The organism is Burkholderiales bacterium (assembly GCA_023511995.1).
Lineage (GTDB): Bacteria > Pseudomonadota > Gammaproteobacteria > Burkholderiales > Thiobacteraceae > Thiobacter.
In genome coordinates, this window is the sequence record JAIMAL010000015.1 from 47,879 (window position 1) to 67,898 (window position 20,020).

A 20,020-nucleotide genomic window follows, 5' to 3' on the forward strand; every position below is an offset into this window, starting at 1 on the left:
TTTCAGGTGCGCGCCCGCGCCCGCACGGGCCGCGACCACACCGTCTTCACGTTCACGAATTCCCGGATGCCGTGATAGGAAAGCTCGCGGCCGAAACCGGATGCCTTGACCCCGCCGAAGGGCAGGCGTGGATCGGACTTGACCATGCCGTTGATGAACACCGAGCCCGCCTCGATGCGCCGCGCCGCCGCTTCGGCGCGCGCCGTGTCGCGGCTCCAGATGCTGGCCCCGAGGCCGAAGCGGGTTTCGTTGGCGATTGCCAGCGCCTCCTCCTCCCCCGCCGCGCGGATGATGGTCGCCACCGGGCCGAACAGCTCCTCATGATAGGCGCGGCAGCGGGCGGTAACGTGATCCAGGATGGAAGGCGCGTAATAGACCCCCTCCCGAGCCAGCGGCGCACAGCCCGTCACCGGCACCGCCCCCTGGGCGATGGAATCCGTCACCTGGCGGTGCAGGGTCTCCCGCAGATCCAGCCGCGCCATGGGGGCGATGTGCGTCGCCTCGTCCATGGGATCCCCCACCACCAGGGCCTCGACGCGGTTTTTCAAGCGGGCGACGAACTCGTCGGCGATCTCCGGCACGACGATGAATCGCTTGGCGGCGATGCAGGACTGACCGCAGTTGAGGAAACGTGAGGCCACGGCCTGCTCCACGGTGAAATCGAGATCGGCGTCCGCCAGCACGATGAATGGATCGGACCCTCCCAGCTCCAGCACGCATTTCTTCAGGTGCTGCCCGGCCACGGTGGCCACCCGCCGTCCGGCTTCCTCCGAGCCGGTGAGGGTCACCGCCTGCACATGGTGGCTGGCGATGGCATCGGCGACATCCCCCGCCTCGATCATGAGGGTGGTGAACACGCCCTCCGGCACGCCGCCATCCCGGAACACCGTCTCCAGGGTAAGCGCACACTGGGGCACGTTGGAGGCATGTTTGAGCACCACGGCGTTGCCCGCCATGAGGGCCGGTGCCGCCGCGCGGAAAACCTGCCAGAAGGGGAAATTCCAGGGCATGATGGCGAGCACCACGCCCAGCGGCGCGTAGGTGACGTAGCTTTTCGCGGCGTCCGTCTCCACCGGCTCGTCCTGGAGGAACAGCGCCCCGTGCTGGGCATAGTATTCGCATGCCGTGGCGCACTTCTCCACTTCCGCCCGCGCCTCCCGGAGGAGTTTGCCCATTTCGCGGGTGATGAGTTCGGCATAGCGGTCACGGGCCAGGCGCAGATGGATGGCCACCTCGCGCAACACCGCGGCCCGTTCGGCAAAACTCCGTTGGGCCCACTCCTTCTGCGCTGCGGCAGCGCGCGCCAAGGCATCGGCGAGGCGATGACTGTCCCAGCTCACATAACTTCCCAGTACCCGGTTGGTGGCGGGATTGAGACTCACATACGGCATAATTCAGCTTCAAACAGTGACGACAGCCTCGAACGCCGCATCCATCCTCGAGGCGGCACCCCGGTGGTCAACGCTTTGGCGACTGCGGCAGCGGAGTTTTCATGGTGAATATAGCAGAGAGGGATAGGATCCGCGCCTGGATCCCCGCGCTTGCACGCCTCATCCTGCTGCTGGGCTTTTGCCTGCCCCTTTGTGGGGTGGCCGCGCCTGAGGACGATGTGCTCGCCGCCCGCGATGCCTACCAGGCGCGCAACGTCACCCGTCTTGCCGAAGCAGTGCAGAGGCTTGACGGCCATCCCCTTGCCGCCCTTGCCCGTTACTGGCAGCTTTCCCTTTCCCTGGAGGAGGTGCCGGCGGAACGGGTGCAAGAATTCGTGAGCGCCTATCCCGACTCCCACCTCGCCGACCGCCTGCGCGGCGAATGGCTGAAGGTGCTGGGCAAGCGCCGGGACTGGGGCCGTTTCACCGCCGAATATCCCCTCCTAGTGAACGAAGACCGGGAGGTCACCTGCTACGCCCTGCAGGCCCGTCTCGCCCTTTTTCCGGCCGACACCAGCGCGCTGGATGAGGCCCACCGCTTGTGGTTCACCGGCGCTTCGCTTCCCGCAAGCTGCGATCCCCTCTTCGAACGGCTGGCGGAGACGCGCCGTCTGAGTCGGGACGATGTCTTCACCCGCCTGCGCCTGGCCCTGGAGGCCGGCAATGTGAGCGTGGCCCGTTCCATTACCCGCTATCTGCCAGAACGGGACCGCGCCATGCTCAAACCTCTGGAAGCCGTCGCCGACAACCCCCAGCGTTTCCTCGAGCGCAAAAGCTTCGATCCCGGCGAGCGCGCAAGCCGCGAACTCGTGCTATTCGCCGTCACACGCCTGGCCCAGACCGACCCCACACAGGCGGCTTCCCGCTGGCAGACCCTGGCCCAGGGGTTTCCCCCAGAGGACCAGGCCTATATGTGGGGAGAGCTTGCCTACCAGGCGGCGCGCCGCCTCGACCCCGTGGCCCTCGAGTGGTATCGCCGCGCCAAAGATGCGCCCCTTTCCGATTCCAAGCGCGCCTGGCAGGTGCGCGTCGCCCTCCGGGTGGGGGAATGGTCCACGGTGCTGGCGGCGATCGAGGCCATGAGCCCCGAGGAGCAACGGCAACCCGTCTGGCGTTACTGGAAGGCGCGGGCGCTCAAAGCCATGGGCAAAACCGTCGCCGCCACCGAACTGCTGGTTCCCCTGTCACGGGAACACCACTACTACGGCCAACTGGCACTGGAAGAGCTGGGCAGCGTCATGGCACCACCAGCCACCAACTACAAACCCAGCGAAGGGGACATCGAGGCCATCCGGGAGAAGCCCGCCATCCAGCGCGCGCTCGCCTTTTTCCGTGCCGGACTGCGCAGCGAGGGGGTGCGCGAGTGGCAGTGGGCGATCCGCCAAATGGATGACCGGGAGCTTATTGCCAGCGCGGAACTGGCGCGGCGCAATGATCTCTACGACCGGGCCATCGCCGCCGCCGAACGCACCCGGCAACTGCATGACTTCGACCTGCGTTTCCCCACCCCGCACCGGGATCTGATGCAAACCTACACCCGCAGACTGGGCCTCGATGAATCCTGGGTCTATGGCCTCATCCGTCAGGAAAGCCGTTTCGTGCAGGTAGCCCGGTCGGCTGCGGGCGCTTCCGGTCTCATGCAGCTCATGCCCGCCACCGCCCGCTGGGTGGCGAAACGGCTGGGCCTCGACCGCTTCCACCTGGGACTCGTCAACGAACTGGAAACCAACCTCTCTCTCGGCACCTACTACCTGAAGCATGTCTATGACCGGCTCGATGGCAGCGCGGTGCTCGCCACCGCGGCCTACAACGCCGGGCCGGGTCGCGCCCGCCGCTGGCAGGACGTGCGTCCCCTGGAAGGGGCGGTCTATGTGGAATCCATTCCCTTCAACGAGACCCGCGACTATGTGAAGAAGGTGCTGTCCAACGCCACCTACTACGCCCTGCGCCTGGGGGAGAAGCTCACCTCCCTGAAGGCCAGACTGGCGGTGGTGCCGGGGCGGGGGAGCCGCGACGAAGGGGAATTCGCCAACGAACCCTGAACGAGGGGCCTTTGTCCCTGTTGCACGCGCCGTCAGGCTTTCTCGCCGCGCCTGTCGCTGTTACTCACCACCAGTTTCAGGGCCGGCCGCAGCTCGAAGCAGACCCGTCCCACTTCGTTCGCCACCAGCCGCAATTGATAGCCGAGGGCTTCGGCCTGGCGCGCGGCCTGATAAAGACCGATGCCATAGCCGGTGCTGGAGGCAACCGGCGCGGAGAGCAGGCGGGACGCCGCCTCCCGGCTCACCGGCTGACCGGTATCGCAGACGGTGAGGCAGCGGCCGGCGGAAAAGCGCACGCGGATGAGAATGCCCTTTTGGCTTGCGCGCTTCTTCAGCGCATTCTGCAGCAGGTTATCGGCCACGCTGTCGAAGAGCTCCACCGGAATGGGGGTGTCATCGGGCTCCCCCTCGCACTCGAATTCGATCTCCTCGTCTCCATAGCGGGTCTTGAGCGCCGCCCACCACTGGCTTGCGGCTGCCTCCTCCCGGTTCACCAGATGGGGCGCGCGCAGCTTGCGCAGGGTCTGATCCAGCCGCGAAGTGATCAGCGGCAGTTGCCGTTTCATGAGCCCCTGCAGGGCATCGGCCTGTTCCGGGCCGCTGGATTCCGCCGCCTTGCACAGGGTGGTGAGGGATTGCAGGAGGTTTTTCACGTCGTGGGTAAGCCGCGCCCCCGTCTCATGGATGGCCTGCATGTAGGCGTTCTGGCGCTGTTCCCGCTCCCTGAGTTTTGCTTCATGGAAAAACTCGATGAGCTCCACCAGAAGCCGCGTGTGCATGGTGAGGGCGGGCGCCAGATGGGCGCGGGTGTAGAGATCCACACTCAGGCGGCGCAAGGGGATGTCCAGGCAATGGGCGGTGGGCAGCCCGAACTCGCCCTGCTCCTCCAGGGTGTGCCAGCTTCCGCCGGCAATCCAAGGCAGCCTTCCCAGCTCCTCCATGGCGCGCCTGACGAAGGTTCCCGGCTCCGGCTCGCTTTCCGCGAGGCGCGCCAGATCGCGTAGCCAATCCTCGAAGGGCAGGCCCACGCTCAAAAGGTAACGGGAGAGAAGCTGCCCGAAGCCGGCAAAGCCCGCCCGCGGCTGCCACAGCCAGGCCAGCACCAGGAGCAACCCGGCTAGGCCCAGCAGCGCCCCGGCCAGGGAGATGAGGTAGTGCTCTCCGCTCAGCACCTTGAGAGCGAAGCTGCCCAGCACCAGCACCATGACAAGGAGGAACAGCATCAGGCTGTAGATGAAGTCCACCACGTGGGCGCGGTCCGCCGGCATGTCCTCGCGACCGAGGAAGAGGAGCAGCAGGGGAAAGACGGGCAGGCCGAAGCGCATGAGGAAGGTGACCGGCCCCAGCATGGCCTCCGTGGCGAAGAGGTGGGGCACCACCCAGCCGAGGAGCATGCCCAGGAGATAGGTCACCGCAAGCAAAGCGGAAAGCCGTTGCCGCCGCGCCTCCTGCCCCAGCGCGCGGCCACCGATCAGGCCCACCAGCACGCCGATCCAAAGGGCGGCGGTCCACCAGCCCGCCCCCCACACGAGGGCCGCGGCCAGCAGGACAAGAACCAAGGCGGAAGCGGGGCTGACCGCCTCGTCGGGCCGCCACAAGGGCTGCCAGAAGAGGAAAAAGCCCAGATGCGCAAGGAGAAGCGCCCGTGCCCACCACGCTTCCACTCCCCAGGCGAGCGCGCCATGGAGGGTGAGGAGCATCAGGCCCAGCCACAGGTGGGGATAGGCCCGCGTCCATTGCGCGAGACTTGCCCCGCCCTTCTCGGCCCCCCTGTCGGCCCCCCTGTCGGCCATCTTTTCTTCCCTGCGCCCGCCGGCGACCTGCCGGCTTTCTGCTACCATCGCCCTGTCCCGTTTCCCTTCACACCATGCGAGCAGTCCTCGCCATCGCCCAGCACACCACCCTGGAGGCGCTGCGCGGCCGCACCCTCCTCTGGTCGGCTGCCACCCTGCTCTTTCTCGTCGGTGCAAGCCTCTTTCTGCGGGAAATCGCCATCGCCGACGGCACGCGCCTGCAGACGGCGTTTCTCGCCGCTTCCATGCGTCTTGCCGGTGCCTTCATCGCGGCGACGGTCATTATCGGCGCCATGGTGCGGGAGTTCAACGAACAGGGTCATCTGCTGCTCCTCTCCCTCCCCCTCACACGCTCCCGCTACTGCGCCGGCAAATTCCTCGGCTTTGCCTGGGTCCTTTTCCTGCTCGCCCTGATGGCGGGTCTGCTCCTTGCACTTTTCGTGCCGCCTGTGCGGGCAGCGGCCTGGGGGGTGGCACTGTTTCTGGAATTGCTCATCGTGGGCAGCATGGGCCTCTTTGCCGCCGTGAGCCTGCGCCAGATGCTGCCCGCCCTCCTCCTCACGCTGGGCTTTTATGGGCTCGCGCGGGCCATCGGTGGCATCCAGCTCCTTGCCCACTGGAACCCCACCCAAGGCGCCTGGCTTACACCCCTGGTGGATGGACTGGCCTGGCTTCTGCCGCGGCTGGATGGCTTCGCCGCTTCCGCCCGTGTGCTGGGGGAAGGCGGCAGCCTGACCCCCGCCTTGGTACAGAGTGCCCTCTACTGCGCCCTGCTCATCAACCTCACCCTACTCGATGTCAACCGGCGCGATCTCTGACCGTCCGCGCAGGGGCGTGCTGGTCGCCCTGCTGCTCCTTGCCGCCCACATCGCCTGGCGTGCCCACGAGCCGCTGCCCCCTGCGCAAGCGGGCTTCCTGCCCGCCCCGCCGCCCCTCGCCGTGGCGCGCGCGGCAAGCCTCGGCGAGCCGGTCGCCCTGGCTGGCCTGGCCACCCTGTGGCTGCAGAGCGTGGGCGATGCGCCGGGGGCGGCCACCCCCTTCGCCCAGCTCGATTACGTCCGGCTGGAAGCCTGGCTCGACACCCTGCTTGCCCTCGACCCCTTTGCAGACGCGCCGCTTCTTCTCGCGAGCCACGTCTTCAGCCAGGTGCCCGACCCCGACAGGGTGCGGCGGATGCTGGCCTTCACCCGCCGTGCCTTTGCCGCTGATCCCGACCGCCGCTGGCGCTGGCTCACCCACGCGGCGCTGATCGCCAAACACCGCCTCAACGATACACCGCTTGCCCTCGACTACGCGCGGGCCGTGGCCACCCATACCCATTCCCCGCCGGTGCCCCATTGGGCGCGGCAGATGCCCATCTTCCTCCTCGAGGAACTGGGCGAGGTGGAGGCTGCGCGGATGGAGCTTTCCGCCTGGCTTGCCTCCGGCAGCGTCACCGACCCGGCGGAACGCCGCTTCCTCGGCGCGCGCCTGCTGGAGCTTGAGACCGCCGAAACTTCGCCACCTCCGTCGAGAATGCGACACTCGCCGCAACCACACCGCTGAAATACGGGGAAATACGGCCACCGGCCGCTGCTGGCGCACCCCGCGGCCGGTGGCACGAAGCTTGCAGGCAATGGGGCAGAATAACGACCATAAGACATGGAGAGCGGGTCATGCAGGCAAAGCAGAGTGGCTTCACCCTGATCGAGATCGCCATCGTCCTGGTGATCATCGGGCTGCTCCTGGGCGGCGTGCTGAAGGGGCAGGAGCTCATCCAGAACGCCCGGGTGCGCAACATCATCGCCCAGCAGGATGGCATCAAGGCAGCCTTCTTCGGCTTTCAGGACCGTTACCGGGGTGTGCCCGGCGACTATCCGGCCACCCTTGCCAACCAGAACATCCCGGGGGCGGACACGGTTTGCGGTGGTGATGGCAACAGCCTCATCGAAGCCAAGACCGTAACCGGTTCACCCGAATACGTCTGCGCCTGGTATCACCTCTCCAAGGCGGGTTTCATCACGGGCAATTACAGCGGCACCGGCACCGACTCCGATGCCAACAATTCCCCTGCCAACCCCTTCGGCGGCCTCATCCAGCTGATCTTCGACAATGTCTATCTGGACACCACCCAAAACCCGCCGAAGGTACACAACATCAAAACGGGGATCAACATCCCCAGCACGGTGCTCGCCGAGGTGGACCGGAAAATCGACGATGGCAAGCCGGCGAGCGGCAGTTTCCGCTACTCCTCCTGGAACGTCCCTGAGGGCTCCGGTTGTGTGAGCGACACATCGGGGACCTGGACCTGGGACAACACCGGCGCCCAGACCGTCTGCGGCGGCGCCACCCTCTTCTGAAACGCTTTAACCGCGGGTGAGGCGCAGCTCCGCAAGGGTGAGGTCCTCGGGCAGGCCCAGCAGGACCAGCGTGTCACCCGCTGCGAGGCGCAGCTCCGGCCCCGGCTGCACCCCGCGCACGCCGTGGCGCCGCACCGCCGTCACCTGCACATTGAGGCTTTCCAGATCGATTTCCCCAAGACTGTGTCCCACCGTGGGCGCGCCCTCGGGAATGGTCACCGTATAAAGCCGCGGCTGCACCGTCTCCGTACCTTCTGTTGCCGCTTCACTCAAGCCCAGGAAAAATGCCTTGAGCAGGGTGTAACGCCGCTCCCGCACCTCGCGCACCCGCTTGACCACGCGGGAAGGCGGCACCCCCAGCAGCATCAGGGCGTGGGAAGCCAACATGAGGCTGCCTTCCAGTACCTCCGGCACCACCTCCTGGGCGCCCGCGGCGATGAGTTCATCCATGCGCGAATCGTCCAGGGTGCGCACCACCACCGGCAGCCCGGGGCGCGCCTGCTGCACCACCCGCAGCACCTTGAGGGCGGAGTCCACATCGGCATAGGTCACCACCACCATGCGCGCCCGCGCCAGGCCCGCCGCCGTGAGCACCTCCAGCCGGCTGGCATCGCCATAGACCACACTCTCCCCCGCCGCGGCGGCCTGTTTCACCCGTACCGGATCGAGATCGAGGGCGATGAAGGCGATGTCCTCCTGCTCCAACAGGCGCGCCAGGGTCTGGCCGCTGCGGCCATAGCCGCAGACGATCACATGGTCGGCACGGCCAAAGCTCCGGGCGGCGATTTCATGGAGCTCCGCGGCGCGGCTCATCCATTCGCTGGCACAGAGGCGACGCACCAGTAGATCGCTGTGCTGGATGATGAGGGGGGCAAGGAGCATGGACAATAGCATCGCCGCCAGCACCGGTTGGGCGATCGCCGACCCCAGCAAACCCTGGCTTCCCGCGAGCGCCAACAGCACCAGACCGAACTCCCCCGCCTGGGCGAGCGCCAGCCCCACCCGCCACGCATCGGCGCTGGTGGCGCCAAAAAGTCGCACCAGTCCCGCCACCAGGGCAAGCTTCCCCACCACGAGGGCGACGGTGAGCGCAAGCACGGTGGGAAGATGCGCCCACACCTTGGCCGGGTCGAGTTGCATGCCCATGGTGATGAAGAAAAGCCCCAGTAGCACATCGCGGAAGGGCTTGATATCGGCTTCCACCTGATAGCGGTACTCGGTTTCGGAAATGAGCACGCCGGCCAGGAAGGCCCCCAGCGCCATGGACAGCTCGGCGCGTTCGGTAAGCCAGGCGAGCCCCAGGGTGACAAGAAGGACGTTGAGCACGAAAAGCTCCGGCGTCTTGCGCGCCGCCACTAGGGCGAACCAGGGGCGCATCAGCCGCTGCCCGAAAAAGAGAATGAGGGCCAGCGCTACCGCCGCCTTGAGCACGGCCAGCCCCAGGGTGAGGGCGAGCTCGCCCTGGCCGCGGGCCAGCGCCGGGATCAGAATCAGAAGCGGCACCACCGCCAGGTCCTGGAAGAGCAGCACGCCCACGATCTGCTGGCCGTGGCGGGAGCCAAGTTCGTGGCGTTCCGCCAGCAGCCGGCTGACGATGGCGGTGGAGGACATGGCCAGGACACCGCCGAGGACGAAACCCACACGCCAGTCGAGCCCCGCGACGAGCGCGAGGCCAAGCACCAACAGAAGGGTTGCCGCCACCTGCAGCCCGCCGAGACCAAACACCAGATGGCGCATCGCCTTGAGCTGGGCGAGGCTGAATTCGAGGCCGATGCTGAACATGAGGAAGACCACGCCGAACTCCGCCAGATAACGGGATTCCACCGTGTCCGGCAGCAGGCCCCAGGCGTGGGGGCCGATGGCCACCCCCGCCGCCATGTAACCCAGCAGCGAAGGCAGGCGCAGCCAGCGGAACAGAGCAACGATGAAGACCGCGGCGGCAAGGAGGACGAGGACGAGTTCGAGGGTGCCGTGCATGGCGAATCGGTTTTTCTGGACCCGGTGCGAGTATATCAACCCGCCTGCCGGCGCCGGCGGGCCGCTGTTATACTTGCCCCCCATGTCGCAAGCCCAATCCCAAGCCGCCCGCGCCAAGGCGCTTACCCTGGCGCGCGAGGTGTTGCAGATCGAAGCCCAGGCCGTGGCCGCCCTCGGCGAGCGCCTGGATGAGCGTTTTCTCACCGCCGTGGAACTCATCCTCCACTGCCGCGGCCGTGTGGTGGTGAGTGGCATGGGCAAGTCGGGACACATCGCGCGCAAGATCGCCTCCACCCTGGCCAGCACGGGCACCCCCGCCTTCTTCGTGCATCCGGCAGAGGCGAGTCACGGCGATCTGGGCATGATCACCCGCGAGGACGTGGTGATCGCCCTCTCCAATTCCGGGGAGAGCCCGGAGCTCCTCACCATCGTCCCCCTCATCAAGCGCACCGGTGCCAAACTCATCGCGGTGACGGGCAAACCCCAGTCCAGCCTGGCGCGGGAAGCGGACGTGCATCTGGATGCGAGTGTCGCCCGTGAAGCCTGTCCCCTGGGGCTCGCCCCCACCGCCAGCACCACCGCGGCGCTCGCCCTGGGGGATGCGCTGGCGGTGGCCCTCCTCGATGCGCGTGGCTTCGGACCGGAGGATTTCGCCCGCTCCCATCCAGGCGGGGCCCTGGGGCGCCGGCTGCTCGTCCACGTGGCAGACGTCATGCGCCGCGGCGAGGCCCTGCCCCGGGTGCAACCGGAGGCGAGCCTGCGCGATGCCCTCCTGGAAATGACGCGCAAGGGTATGGGCATGACGGCGGTGGTGGATGCCGAGGACCGGGTGGTGGGCATCTACACCGATGGTGATCTGCGTCGCAGCCTCGACCGCGGCTGTGACATCCACGCCACCCGAATCGGGGAAGTGATGACGCCCAACCCGCGCACCATCGCCCCGAGCCGGCTCGCCGCCGAAGCCGTGGAGCGCATGCAGCACCACAACATCTACAGCCTGCTGGTGGTAGATGAAGGCGGGCATCTCATCGGCGCCCTCAGCATGCACGATCTCATGCGTGCCGGCGTCGTCTAGGAAACCGGCCATGACCCGCCATCCGCCGCCTGCCAACGTGCTTTCCCTGGATGACGTGAATGCCCGCGCCCGTGCGCTTCGCCTCGTCATCTTCGACGTGGACGGCGTGCTCACCGACGGCGCGCTCTATCTTGCCGACGACGGGCAGGAAATGAAGGCCTTCTTCTCCCTCGACGGCCATGGCATGAAAATGCTCAAACGCTCCGGGGTGGAGCTTGCCATCATCACCGCGCGCAATTCCCAACTCATGGTGCATCGCGCGCGCAACCTGGGCATCACCCACCTCTACCAGGGCGCGGAGGACAAGCTTACGGCCTATCAGCACCTGCTGCAGGAGCTGGACATCCCCCCGGAAAGCATCGCCTACATGGGCGATGACGTCGTGGATTTGCCGGTCATGCGTCGCTGCGGACTTGCCATCACCGTGCCCGGGGCGCCGGAGATCGTCAAGCAATACGCCCATTACATCACCACGCTACCCGGCGGTCGCGGCGCAGTGCGCGAGGTGTGTGAACTCATCATGCGCGCCCAGGGTACCTGGGAGACGCAGCTTGCCCCTTATCTCAAATGAACCGCAATTTCGCCGCCTGGGCCGCCCTTGGCCTGCTGGGCCTGTTTGCGGCCCTCACCTACTGGCTGGCCCAGGTGGTGGAACCACCGCCGCCCAAACGCGACGGCAGCACCCGGCATGATCCCGATTTCATCGTCGAAAACTTCAGCGCACTGCGTTTGGGTGAGGATGGCCAACCGCGTTTCACCCTGGCGGCGGTGAAAATGACCCACTATCCCGACACCGAAACCACCGAGGTGGAACGGCCCCATTTCACCCGTTTCAGCCGGGAGGCACCGCCCCTGCATGTGCTGGCCCAGCGGGGCACCATCACCCGCGATGGCGAGCACGTCTATCTGCGCGACGACGTGCGGGTGATCCGCGAAGCGCGCGGCGAGCGGGGCGAGCTGGTGGTGACCACCTCCTTCCTCCACCTGCAGCCGGAGAAGGAATTGGCGATGACCGACCAGGCGGTGACCATCACCGACAGACATACCCAGATCACGGGGGTTGGCTTAAAATTGGACGCCAAGGCCCGCCATTTGAAAATCCTCTCCCGCGTGAAAGTCCGCTATGCCAAGCCCCGTGTCTGAAGCGCTGTGCCGCGCCGTGCCAGTGGCGTGCCTGCTATGCCTCCTTTTCGTGCCTTGTGCGCAGGCGGAAAAGGCCGACCGCGAAAAGCCCATCAACCTCGAGGCGGACACCATGGAGGTGGACGACATGGCCAAGGTCAGCACCTACACGGGCAACGTCCGCCTCACCCAGGGCACGCTCCTCATCCTCGCCGACAAGCTGGTGGTGCGGCAGGACAAAGACGGGTTTTCCAGCGCCACCGCCCTTGGCAATCCGGTGAGTTTCCGCCAGAAGCGGGAAGGGGTGGACGAATACATCGAAGGTTGGGCCAACCGCATCGAATATGACGGCCGGCGCGATCGCGTCGAGCTCTTCGGCAATGCGCGGGTGCGCCGCGGGCAGGACGAGGTGCGCGGCAGCTACATCGCTTATGACGCGCGCACCGAGTTCTATCAGGTGAAGGGCGGGCCGGAAGCGGTGACAGAAACCAACCCGAAAGGGCGCGTGCGTGCGGTGATCCAGCCCAAGGCAAAGAATCCCCCGCCGCCTCCGGCGCCGGACGGGTTGCCACTGCGACCCGCCGCGCCGCCGCCCCAGCCCTGACATGAGCACCCTGGAAGTCATCGGGCTCAGGAAGCGGTACAAGGCGCGCACGGTGGTGAAGGACGTCTCCCTCACCGTGCACAGCGGCGACGTGGTGGGCCTCCTCGGCCCCAACGGCGCCGGCAAGACCACGAGCTTCTACATGATGGTGGGCCTCACCCCCTTGGATGGCGGCCGCATCCTCCTCGACGGCCAGGACTTGAGCCACCTGCCCATTCACCGGCGCGCCCTGCTGGGCCTGTCCTACCTGCCGCAGGAAGCCTCAGTCTTCCGCAGACTGACGGTGGAGGAGAACATCCGCGCCATTCTCGAACTGCAACCGTTGACCGCTGGCGAAATCGAAGCCCAGCTCGATTCCCTCCTCGACGAACTCAACATCGACCATCTGCGCGGCGCCCCGGCCACCAGTCTTTCCGGCGGCGAACGCCGACGGGTGGAGATCGGCCGCGCCCTGGCCACCCGCCCCCGCTTCATCCTCCTCGACGAACCCTTCGCCGGTGTCGACCCCATCGCCGTGCTGGACATCCAGAAAATCATCCGCTTCCTTTCCCAGCGGGGCATCGGCGTGCTCATCACCGACCACAATGTCCGGGAGACCCTGGGCATCTGTGATCGCGCCTACATCATCAACGAAGGCTCGGTGCTCGCCAGCGGACAGCCGGACGAAATTGTTTATAATGAAGCGGTGCGGCGGGTCTATCTCGGCGAACATTTCCGCCTCTAAAGCCCGCAATCCCCATCCATCTGCGGCGCATGCCGCGGCCGGGATCGGCCCGATGGAACCTTTCGGCCAGGCGCTCCGGTCGCAGCCAGAAGGCCGCGGATGCAACCGGCAGAAAGCTGGGCCAGCACCATGAAACACAGTCTACAGCTCAAGCTTTCCCAGCAGCTCACGCTGACGCCGCAGCTGCAGCAATCCATTCGCCTTTTGCAATTGTCCACCCTGGAGCTGCAGCAGGAGCTGGATGCCATCCTGCAGGAAAACCCCTTGCTGGAGCGCTGTGAGGGTGAGGCCGAAGACGAAGGCGACACCGTCTTTGGCGAAAGCATCACCAGCGGGGTCGCCGTGGACGGTGAAGAGGCCCCGGCGGAAGGGGAGACGGCAACGGCAGAGGTGGAGCCTCCGGAAAGCCTGTGGGACCAGGACATCCCCGGCACAGGCAACCGGTCCGAGGACGAGGAAGGCGACTTCCCGCAATTGCCTGCCGGCGAGGAAACCCTGCGCGAGCATCTGCTCTGGCAGCTCAATCTGCTGCACGTCTCCGACCGCGACAAGCAGCTCATCGCCCTGCTCATCGATGCCCTCGACGAAGACGGCTACCTCAAGCAGCCCCTGGAAGAGATTGCCGAAATGCTGCCGGCGGAGCTGGAGGTCGATCCCCTCGAACTCACCGCCGCCCTCAAGCACCTGCAGAACATGGATCCGGCGGGAGTGGGCGCGCGCAACCTCGCCGAGTGTCTGCTGCTGCAGCTCGAGAACATCGACGCCGAGGAAGCCACCCGGCAGCTCGCCCGCACCATCGTCCGCGATCATCTCGAGCTGCTCGCCGGGCGCGATCTCAACAAGCTGAAAAAAGTCCTGCAGTGTTCCGATGAGGCGCTGCGCGCCGCCCGGGAATTGATCACCCGCTTGAACCCCCGCCCCGGTGCCGCCTTCGGCCGGGACGAAACCCGTTACATCGTCCACGATGTGGAGGTGCGCAAGGTGAAAGGGCGCTGGGTGGTGCGGCTCAACCCCGACGCGGTGCCGCGGCTGCGCATCAACCGCGTCTATGCCGACATTCTGCGCCGCAACCGCAACGCCACCAGCAAGGAACTGGCGCAGCAGTTGCAGGAGGCACGCTGGGTGATCCGCAACGTGCAGCAGCGTTTCGATACCATCCTGCGCGTCTCCCAGGCCATCGTCGACCGCCAGCGTCATTTCCTCGAGCACGGGGAAGTCGCCATGCGGCCCCTGGTGCTGCGGGAAATCGCCGAGGCGGTGGGGTTGCACGAATCCACCGTCTCCCGCGTGACCAGCCAGAAATACATGCTCACGCCGCGGGGCATTTTCGAGCTCAAGTATTTCTTCGGCAGCCATGTCTCCACCGACTCGGGCGGCGCCTGTTCCGCCACCGCCATCCGCGCCTTGATCAAGCAGCTCATCGCCGCGGAAGACAGCCGGCGTCCCCTCTCCGATGCCCAGATCGCCGACATCCTATCCAAGCAGGGCATCATCGTGGCGCGGCGCACCATCGCCAAATACCGTGAATCGCTGCAAATTCCGCCGGTCAATCTTCGCAAGTCCTTCTGAGGAGAGCACCATGAACCTGACGCTTACCGGGCATCACGTGGAAGTCACGCCGCCGCTGCGCGACTATGTGAAAACCAAGCTGGAAAGGATCACGCGCCATTTCGACCACGTGATCGACGTCAACGTCATCCTCTCGGTGGAGAAGCTGGTTAAGAAGGCGGAAGCCAGTATTCATGTAAGCGGCAAGGCGATCTTCGCCGAAAGCCAGGATGCGGACATGTACGCCGCCATCGACGCCCTCGCCGACAAGCTGGACCGCCAGGTGCTCAAGCACAAGGAAAAAAACGGCGGACATGGCCGGGACACGCTCAAACGCCAGGCGGCGGAATAGGCCGCGCCGCGCGCTGGCCCGATCATGACACACCTCGCCGACCTGCTCGCGCCGGAACACATCCTCCTCGATGTGGCCGCCGCCAGCAAGGAAGCCCTGTACGAGGAACTGGGCCGGCGCCTTGCCGCTTCCCTCCTGGTGCCCGCCAAAACCATCACCGGCAGTCTGCTGGCGCGGGAGAAACTCGGTTCCACTGCACTGGGTCATGGCGTGGCCATCCCCCACGGCCGGATGAAAGGGCTGAAAAAGGCCGTCGCCTGTTTCGTCCGCCTGCTTAAGCCCATCCCCTTCGGTGCCCCGGACGGTCAGCCGGTGCGTCTGGTGGTGGTGCTGCTGGTTCCCGAGCAGGCCACGGACCTGCACTTGCAGATCCTCTCGGAACTGGCGCATCTGCTGGGTGATCCGGCGATGCGCCAGGCGCTTGCGCAAACCACCGATCCCCTTCACGTCCACCGTCTGTTCGCCAGCCATGCCGCAGATTAGCGTTGCCCGCCTCTTCGAGGACATGCATGCCAAGCTTCAGCTCGTCTGGGTGGCAGGCGTCACCGGAGGCCATCGCATCCTCACCAGCGAGACGGTATCGAAACCGTCCCTTGCCCTCGTCGGCCATCTCAACTTCGTCCATCCCAACCGGGTGCAGGTGCTGGGTTGCGCGGAAATGGACTACCTGCGCAGCCTCGACGAAGCGGGCCTCAGGCAGGCCATCGACAATCTGTTCTCTACTGAACTTGCCGCAGTCATCGTCGCCAACAACGAAGCCGTGCCCCAGGTGCTGCTGGATGCCGCCAACCGCACGGAAACACCCCTCTTCACCACACCGCAGGAAAGCCCGCGGCTGATGCAGCTTCTCCAGCACTATCTGAGCAAGACCCTGGCGGAATGCGTCACCCTGCACGGCGTCTTCATGGAGGTGATGGGGATTGGCGTCCTCATCACCGGCGAGTCTGCCATCGGCAAGAGTGAGCTCGCCCTGGAACTCATCAGCCGCGGCCACCGGCTGATTGCCGACGACGTGGTGGAGGTCTATCAGGCCTCCCCGGACACCCTGGAGGGACGCTGCCCCTCCCTGCTCCAGGATTTCATCGAGGTGCGTGGCCTGGGCATCCTCAACATCCGCGCCCTGTTCGGCGAAGTGGCGGTGAAACCAAAAAAGACACTGCGCTTCATCGTCCATCTGGAACATCCCGCCGACATCCACAGCGCGGGCTACGATCGCCTGCAGATGCAGCAGGAAGTGGAGGAAATCCTCGGTGTGGCGATTCCCAAGGCACGCCTGCCGGTGGCGGCCGGGCGCAACATCGCGGTGTTGGTGGAGGTGGCGGTACGCAGCCACATCCTGCAGCTGCGCGGCATCAGCAGCACCCAGCAGTTCCTGGAGCGGCACGACCAGTACCTTCGGGCAAGCCAAAGGGACGACGGAGAAAAGTGATACAGGTCATCCTGGTGAGCGGCCTGTCCGGCTCCGGCAAGAGCATCGCCCTCAATGTGCTGGAGGACGCCGGCTATTATTGCGTCGACAATCTGCCGGTGGAGTTCTTGCCCCAGCTCATCGAGCTGCTCAACGAACAGGGGCGCAGCCAGGTGGCGATCAGCATCGATGCCCGTACCGGACAGACCCTGTCGCAGTTGCCGCAACAGGTGAATCTGCTGCGCCATCAGGGCATCGACGTGCGCGTGCTTTTCCTGGAAGCAAACACCGAAACCCTGGTCAAGCGCTACAGCGAAACGCGGCGCCGCCATCCCCTCTCCGATGGCAGGCGCACCCTCACCGAATGCGTGGAAGCAGAACGCGAAGCCCTGGAAGCCATCGGCGAGCTGGGTCACCACATCGACACCAGCGAGCTGTCGCCCAACACCCTGCGCAGTTGGATCAAGGATTTTCTCGCCCTGGACCGCTCCCGGCTGACGCTGCTGTTCGAATCCTTCGGTTTCAAGCACGGGCTGCCGCTGGATGCGGATTTCGTCTTCGACGTGCGCTGTGTGCCCAACCCCTATTACGATCCCCGGCTGCGCCCCTTGACCGGCCTCGATGCCCCGGTGATCGAATTCCTGGAAAAGCAGGACAGCGCCATCGGCATGCTCGCCGACATCCGCTATTTCGTGGAGAAATGGCTGCCCTGCTTCGTGCGGGACAACCGCGCCTATCTCACCGTGGCCATTGGTTGCACCGGTGGCCAGCATCGTTCGGTGTATTTCGCCGAACGGCTGGCCGAGCGTTTCCGCGGCGAATACCAGGTGCTCATCCGGCATCGGGCGCTTGCGCCATGAATCTCCTCTCCCATGTGCGTTTAGGCGACTGGCTGATCCTCGCCGGCGGCCTGACCGGAGTGCTGGCCCTGGGCTTAGCCCAGCTGGGCGGCGATGTGCCCCGGCGCGCCGTGGTGCGCGCAGGGGGTGAAGTGGTGGCCGAAGTGGACCTGGCGGCGCCGCGACGCATCCTCGCCCAGGGTCCCCTGGGGGTGAGCGTGATCGAAGTGGAGGCCGGACGCGTTCGCGTCGCCGCCGATCCCGGCCCGCGGCAGCTCTGCGTGCGCCAGGGCTGGCTCAGCCACGCCGGCGACATCGCCCTCTGTCTGCCCAACCAGGTGAGCGTGGAGCTTGTGGGCAGCAAGCGCCGTTTCGATTCCCTCGTCTATTGATCCATGGGGCAGGCGCATCAAGCCCCGCGCAGACCCTGATGTCGCCACACCAGGAGATCATGAAAGTCACCCTCGCTGTCACGGATGAAGACCGGCGCATCGCCTGGCTTGCCAGCGTGGCAGTGGGCCTGTCGGTGGCCGAGGGCGCCATTCCCTCGCCGCTGCCGGGCATCAAGCCGGGGCTTGCCAACATCGTCACCCTGGTAGTGCTGGACCGCTTCGGCTGGCGGGTCGCCGCCTGGGTTTCGCTGTTGCGGGTGGTGGCGGGGGCGATCCTCGCCGGCACCTTCCTCTCCCCCCCTTTCGTCCTGAGTCTGGCTGGCGCGGTGGCGGCCCTGGCAGCACTGCTGCCCGCCCGCGCGTTGCCGGCCACCTGGTTCGGGCCGGTGAGCCACAGCGTCCTTGCCGCCGGCGCCCATATGGGCGCCCAGCTTGCGGTGGTCTGTTACTGGCTCATGCCCCATGTCCCGGTGGCTGCGCTGCTGCCGCTTTTTCTGCTGGCAGCCTTGGTATTCGGGGCGGTCAACGGAATCATCGCATCGGTGCTGCTGGGCCGGCTTGCGCAAGGGGAGCAGGCGCCGGCATGAGGCGGGCTGCCATCACCCTCCTGCTCCTCCTCCTGGCGGGCCCGGCGCCGGCCGCCGACTGGGTGCGCCTGCCCCTTGCAGGGGAGGACCAGTATTTCTACGATCGCAGCAAACTGGTGATCGAGGGCGAGGAGGTCACCTACTGGAAAAAGGTGGTCTTCGCGAGGCCGCAGCCGGTGAAGGGGCGGCCCGTCGCCTGGGCCCTCATGCGCGAGCGCATCCATTGCGGCCAGCACACCCTGCGCCTCATCAGCTACCTCTATTACGCCGCCGATGGCACCACCCTGGAATACGTGCCGGAAGCGGAAAAGGAGGGCACGCCCATCATTCCGGACACCGTGGGCGATGCCTTTGAGCGCCATTTGTGCACACTGGTGAAAGCCCGGCGGCGGGAAGGGGAAAAAGCCCCGCCGGAGAGCGAAAAAACGGAAAGCCAAACCCCATGAAGACCATCACCCTCGCCCTGACTGGCGCCTCCGGCATGGCCTACGCCCTGCGTCTTCTGCAATGCCTGCTGGCCGCCTCCTGCCGGGTGCAGTTGCTCGTCTCCCAGGTGGCCCAGATCACGGCGCGGCAGGAACTTAAGCTTACGCTGCCGCCGCGCCCCCAGGAGCTGCAGCAGTTCCTCGCCGAACGCTATGGCGCAGAGCCCGGGCAACTGGTGGTCTTTGGCCGGGAGGAATGGTTCGCGCCGGTGGCCTCGGGTTCCAACCCGCCGGATGCCATGGTGGTCTGTCCCTGCACCATGGGCACCCTGGCGGCAATCGCCAGCGGCCTGTGCGACAACCTCATCGAACGTGCCGCGGACGTGGTGATCAAGGAGGGCCGGCGGCTCATCCTGGTGCCGCGGGAGACGCCCCTTTCCGCCCTCCACCTGGAAAATATGCTCAAGCTTGCCCGGCTGGGTGTCGTTATCCTTCCTGCCAATCCCGGCTTTTACCATCACCCCCAAACCGTGCAGGATCTCGTGGATTTTGTCGTCGCGCGCGTGCTGGATCAGCTCGCCGTGCCCCATCAGCTCATGCCGCGGTGGGGCGAAAGCGAGACCTGACATGCTGCGCCGACTGCGAGACCGCATCGTGGACTACCTGCAGGAAACCGCCCAGGGCACGCCCTTCGAGCTGCCCCTCTTTCCCCTCCATACCGTGCTCTTCCCCGGTGGGCTGCTCACCCTGCGCGTCTTCGAGCCCCGTTATGTGGGCATGACCAAACAGTGCCTCAGCGAGGATCGGCCCTTCGGCGTGTGCCTGATCCGCGAAGGCCGGGAGGTGGGGGAAGCCGCCGTCCCCCACAGCGTGGGCTGCACGGCACGCATCACCGACTGGGACATGCAGGAAGTGGGGGTGCTGCGCCTAAAGGCGGTGGGCGGCCAGCGTTTCCAGATCCTGGAAAGCCGCATCGAGGCCGACGGCCTGGTGCGGGCGAAGGTGAGGCTTTTGCCGGTGGAGCCGGCGCTGCCCCTGCCCGCCGAGCATGCCGCCTGCGCCGGCGTGCTGCGGGCCATCATGCGGCAGGTGGGGGAGGAGCGCTTCGAGCCGCCCTTTGCCTATGACGATGCGGTGTGGCTGGGCTATCGCCTGGCCGAGGTGCTGCCCCTCAAACTGGGCGCCAAGCAGAGCATGCTGGAAATGAACGACAGCCGCGTGCGACTGGAGATCCTGCACCGCTTCCTCGGCCAGCAGGGCCTGGCGGGCTGATTGCCAGGGGCTTCAACCCAGATTTGTCATTAGGGCGCGCGATGATGGCGAGCCGGGTTTCGAGCAGATTCGCGCACGGGCGACGAGCCCA

At 66.2% G+C, this 20,020-nt stretch carries 22 protein-coding genes; 19 read left to right on the top strand and 3 right to left on the bottom strand.

The genetic code is table 11. The features are described 5' to 3' along the window. Window positions 1-2 precede the first annotated feature (2 nt). On the bottom strand, window positions 3-1,391 hold the full coding sequence (locus K6T56_08910; protein ID MCL6556463.1) for an NAD-dependent succinate-semialdehyde dehydrogenase: 1,389 nt from the start codon (window positions 1,389-1,391) through the stop codon (window positions 3-5). A gap of 101 nt (window positions 1,392-1,492) precedes the next feature. Here K6T56_08910 and K6T56_08915 point away from each other — a divergent pair, with 101 nt between their 5' ends. Continuing rightward, complete coding sequence (locus K6T56_08915; GenBank protein MCL6556464.1) at window positions 1,493-3,472, top strand: lytic transglycosylase domain-containing protein; 1,980 nt, start codon at window positions 1,493-1,495, stop codon at window positions 3,470-3,472. Window positions 3,473-3,504: 32 nt separating this feature from the next. Here K6T56_08915 and K6T56_08920 read toward each other — a convergent pair whose 3' ends face one another. Continuing rightward, window positions 3,505-5,265 (bottom strand): hypothetical protein, encoded by a 1,761-nt coding sequence (locus K6T56_08920; GenBank protein ID MCL6556465.1) that lies wholly within the window; start codon window positions 5,263-5,265, stop codon window positions 3,505-3,507. 74 nt (window positions 5,266-5,339) lie between these two features. On the opposite strand from K6T56_08920, the gene K6T56_08925 reads away from it, so the two are divergent. The 3 genes from K6T56_08925 to K6T56_08935 all read left to right on the top strand — a co-directional run bounded on the left by K6T56_08925 (window position 5,340) and on the right by K6T56_08935 (window position 7,604). Further along, window positions 5,340-6,083 carry an ABC transporter permease subunit gene (locus K6T56_08925; protein MCL6556466.1) on the top strand — a complete coding sequence of 248 codons (744 nt, stop codon included), beginning with the start codon at window positions 5,340-5,342 and terminating at the stop codon, window positions 6,081-6,083. A 16-nt stretch (window positions 6,084-6,099) separates the two neighbouring features. Further along, window positions 6,100-6,810 carry a hypothetical protein gene (locus tag K6T56_08930; protein MCL6556467.1) on the top strand — a complete coding sequence of 237 codons (711 nt, stop codon included), beginning with the start codon at window positions 6,100-6,102 and terminating at the stop codon, window positions 6,808-6,810. Window positions 6,811-6,920: 110 nt separating this feature from the next. Further along, window positions 6,921-7,604, top strand: coding sequence for a prepilin-type N-terminal cleavage/methylation domain-containing protein (locus tag K6T56_08935; GenBank protein MCL6556468.1), 684 nt, complete (start codon window positions 6,921-6,923; stop codon window positions 7,602-7,604). Between the two features lie 6 nt (window positions 7,605-7,610). Here K6T56_08935 and K6T56_08940 read toward each other — a convergent pair whose 3' ends face one another. After that, window positions 7,611-9,581, bottom strand: a complete 1,971-nt coding sequence (locus K6T56_08940) for a monovalent cation:proton antiporter-2 (CPA2) family protein (GenBank protein ID MCL6556469.1) — start codon at window positions 9,579-9,581, stop codon at window positions 7,611-7,613. Window positions 9,582-9,663: 82 nt separating this feature from the next. Between K6T56_08940 and K6T56_08945 the strand changes: the two genes are divergently transcribed. The 15 genes from K6T56_08945 (at window position 9,664) to K6T56_09015 (ending at window position 19,929) form a co-directional block, all read left to right on the top strand. Then, on the top strand, window positions 9,664-10,656 hold the full coding sequence (locus K6T56_08945; protein ID MCL6556470.1) for a KpsF/GutQ family sugar-phosphate isomerase: 993 nt from the start codon (window positions 9,664-9,666) through the stop codon (window positions 10,654-10,656). 10 nt (window positions 10,657-10,666) lie between these two features. Then, a complete protein-coding gene (gene kdsC / locus K6T56_08950; protein ID MCL6556471.1) occupies window positions 10,667-11,227 on the top strand; it encodes a 3-deoxy-manno-octulosonate-8-phosphatase KdsC in 561 nt (186 codons plus the stop codon). Next, window positions 11,224-11,799: an LPS export ABC transporter periplasmic protein LptC gene (gene lptC, locus K6T56_08955; GenBank protein ID MCL6556472.1), complete on the top strand. Its 576-nt coding sequence runs from the start codon at window positions 11,224-11,226 to the stop codon at window positions 11,797-11,799. The genes kdsC and lptC overlap by 4 nt, the downstream gene beginning before the upstream one ends. Beyond that, entirely contained in the window at window positions 11,792-12,382 is a 591-nt protein-coding gene (lptA, locus tag K6T56_08960; GenBank protein ID MCL6556473.1) for a lipopolysaccharide transport periplasmic protein LptA, read from the top strand. The genes lptC and lptA overlap by 8 nt, the downstream gene beginning before the upstream one ends. A 1-nt stretch (window position 12,383) precedes the next feature. Further along, complete coding sequence (gene lptB, locus K6T56_08965) at window positions 12,384-13,106, top strand: LPS export ABC transporter ATP-binding protein (protein ID MCL6556474.1); 723 nt, start codon at window positions 12,384-12,386, stop codon at window positions 13,104-13,106. A gap of 129 nt (window positions 13,107-13,235) precedes the next feature. Then, window positions 13,236-14,675, top strand: coding sequence for an RNA polymerase factor sigma-54 (locus K6T56_08970; protein ID MCL6556475.1), 1,440 nt, complete (start codon window positions 13,236-13,238; stop codon window positions 14,673-14,675). 10 nt (window positions 14,676-14,685) lie between these two features. After that, window positions 14,686-15,006, top strand: coding sequence for a ribosome-associated translation inhibitor RaiA (gene raiA / locus K6T56_08975; GenBank protein ID MCL6556476.1), 321 nt, complete (start codon window positions 14,686-14,688; stop codon window positions 15,004-15,006). Between the two features lie 24 nt (window positions 15,007-15,030). Further along, window positions 15,031-15,489: a PTS sugar transporter subunit IIA gene (locus K6T56_08980; protein ID MCL6556477.1), complete on the top strand. Its 459-nt coding sequence runs from the start codon at window positions 15,031-15,033 to the stop codon at window positions 15,487-15,489. Further along, window positions 15,476-16,435: an HPr(Ser) kinase/phosphatase gene (hprK, locus tag K6T56_08985; GenBank protein ID MCL6556478.1), complete on the top strand. Its 960-nt coding sequence runs from the start codon at window positions 15,476-15,478 to the stop codon at window positions 16,433-16,435. Before K6T56_08980 ends, hprK begins: the two co-directional genes overlap by 14 nt. Further along, window positions 16,435-17,274 (top strand): RNase adapter RapZ, encoded by an 840-nt coding sequence (rapZ, locus tag K6T56_08990; protein ID MCL6556479.1) that lies wholly within the window; start codon window positions 16,435-16,437, stop codon window positions 17,272-17,274. Before hprK ends, rapZ begins: the two co-directional genes overlap by 1 nt. Next, window positions 17,271-17,645, top strand: coding sequence for a NusG domain II-containing protein (locus K6T56_08995; protein MCL6556480.1), 375 nt, complete (start codon window positions 17,271-17,273; stop codon window positions 17,643-17,645). Before rapZ ends, K6T56_08995 begins: the two co-directional genes overlap by 4 nt. A 59-nt stretch (window positions 17,646-17,704) precedes the next feature. Next, window positions 17,705-18,232: a Gx transporter family protein gene (locus tag K6T56_09000; GenBank protein MCL6556481.1), complete on the top strand. Its 528-nt coding sequence runs from the start codon at window positions 17,705-17,707 to the stop codon at window positions 18,230-18,232. After that, complete coding sequence (locus K6T56_09005) at window positions 18,229-18,678, top strand: hypothetical protein (protein ID MCL6556482.1); 450 nt, start codon at window positions 18,229-18,231, stop codon at window positions 18,676-18,678. Before K6T56_09000 ends, K6T56_09005 begins: the two co-directional genes overlap by 4 nt. After that, window positions 18,675-19,283, top strand: a complete 609-nt coding sequence (locus tag K6T56_09010; GenBank protein MCL6556483.1) for a UbiX family flavin prenyltransferase — start codon at window positions 18,675-18,677, stop codon at window positions 19,281-19,283. The genes K6T56_09005 and K6T56_09010 overlap by 4 nt, the downstream gene beginning before the upstream one ends. A gap of 1 nt (window position 19,284) precedes the next feature. Then, entirely contained in the window at window positions 19,285-19,929 is a 645-nt protein-coding gene (locus K6T56_09015; GenBank protein MCL6556484.1) for an LON peptidase substrate-binding domain-containing protein, read from the top strand. The last annotated feature ends 91 nt before the right edge of the window (window positions 19,930-20,020 follow it).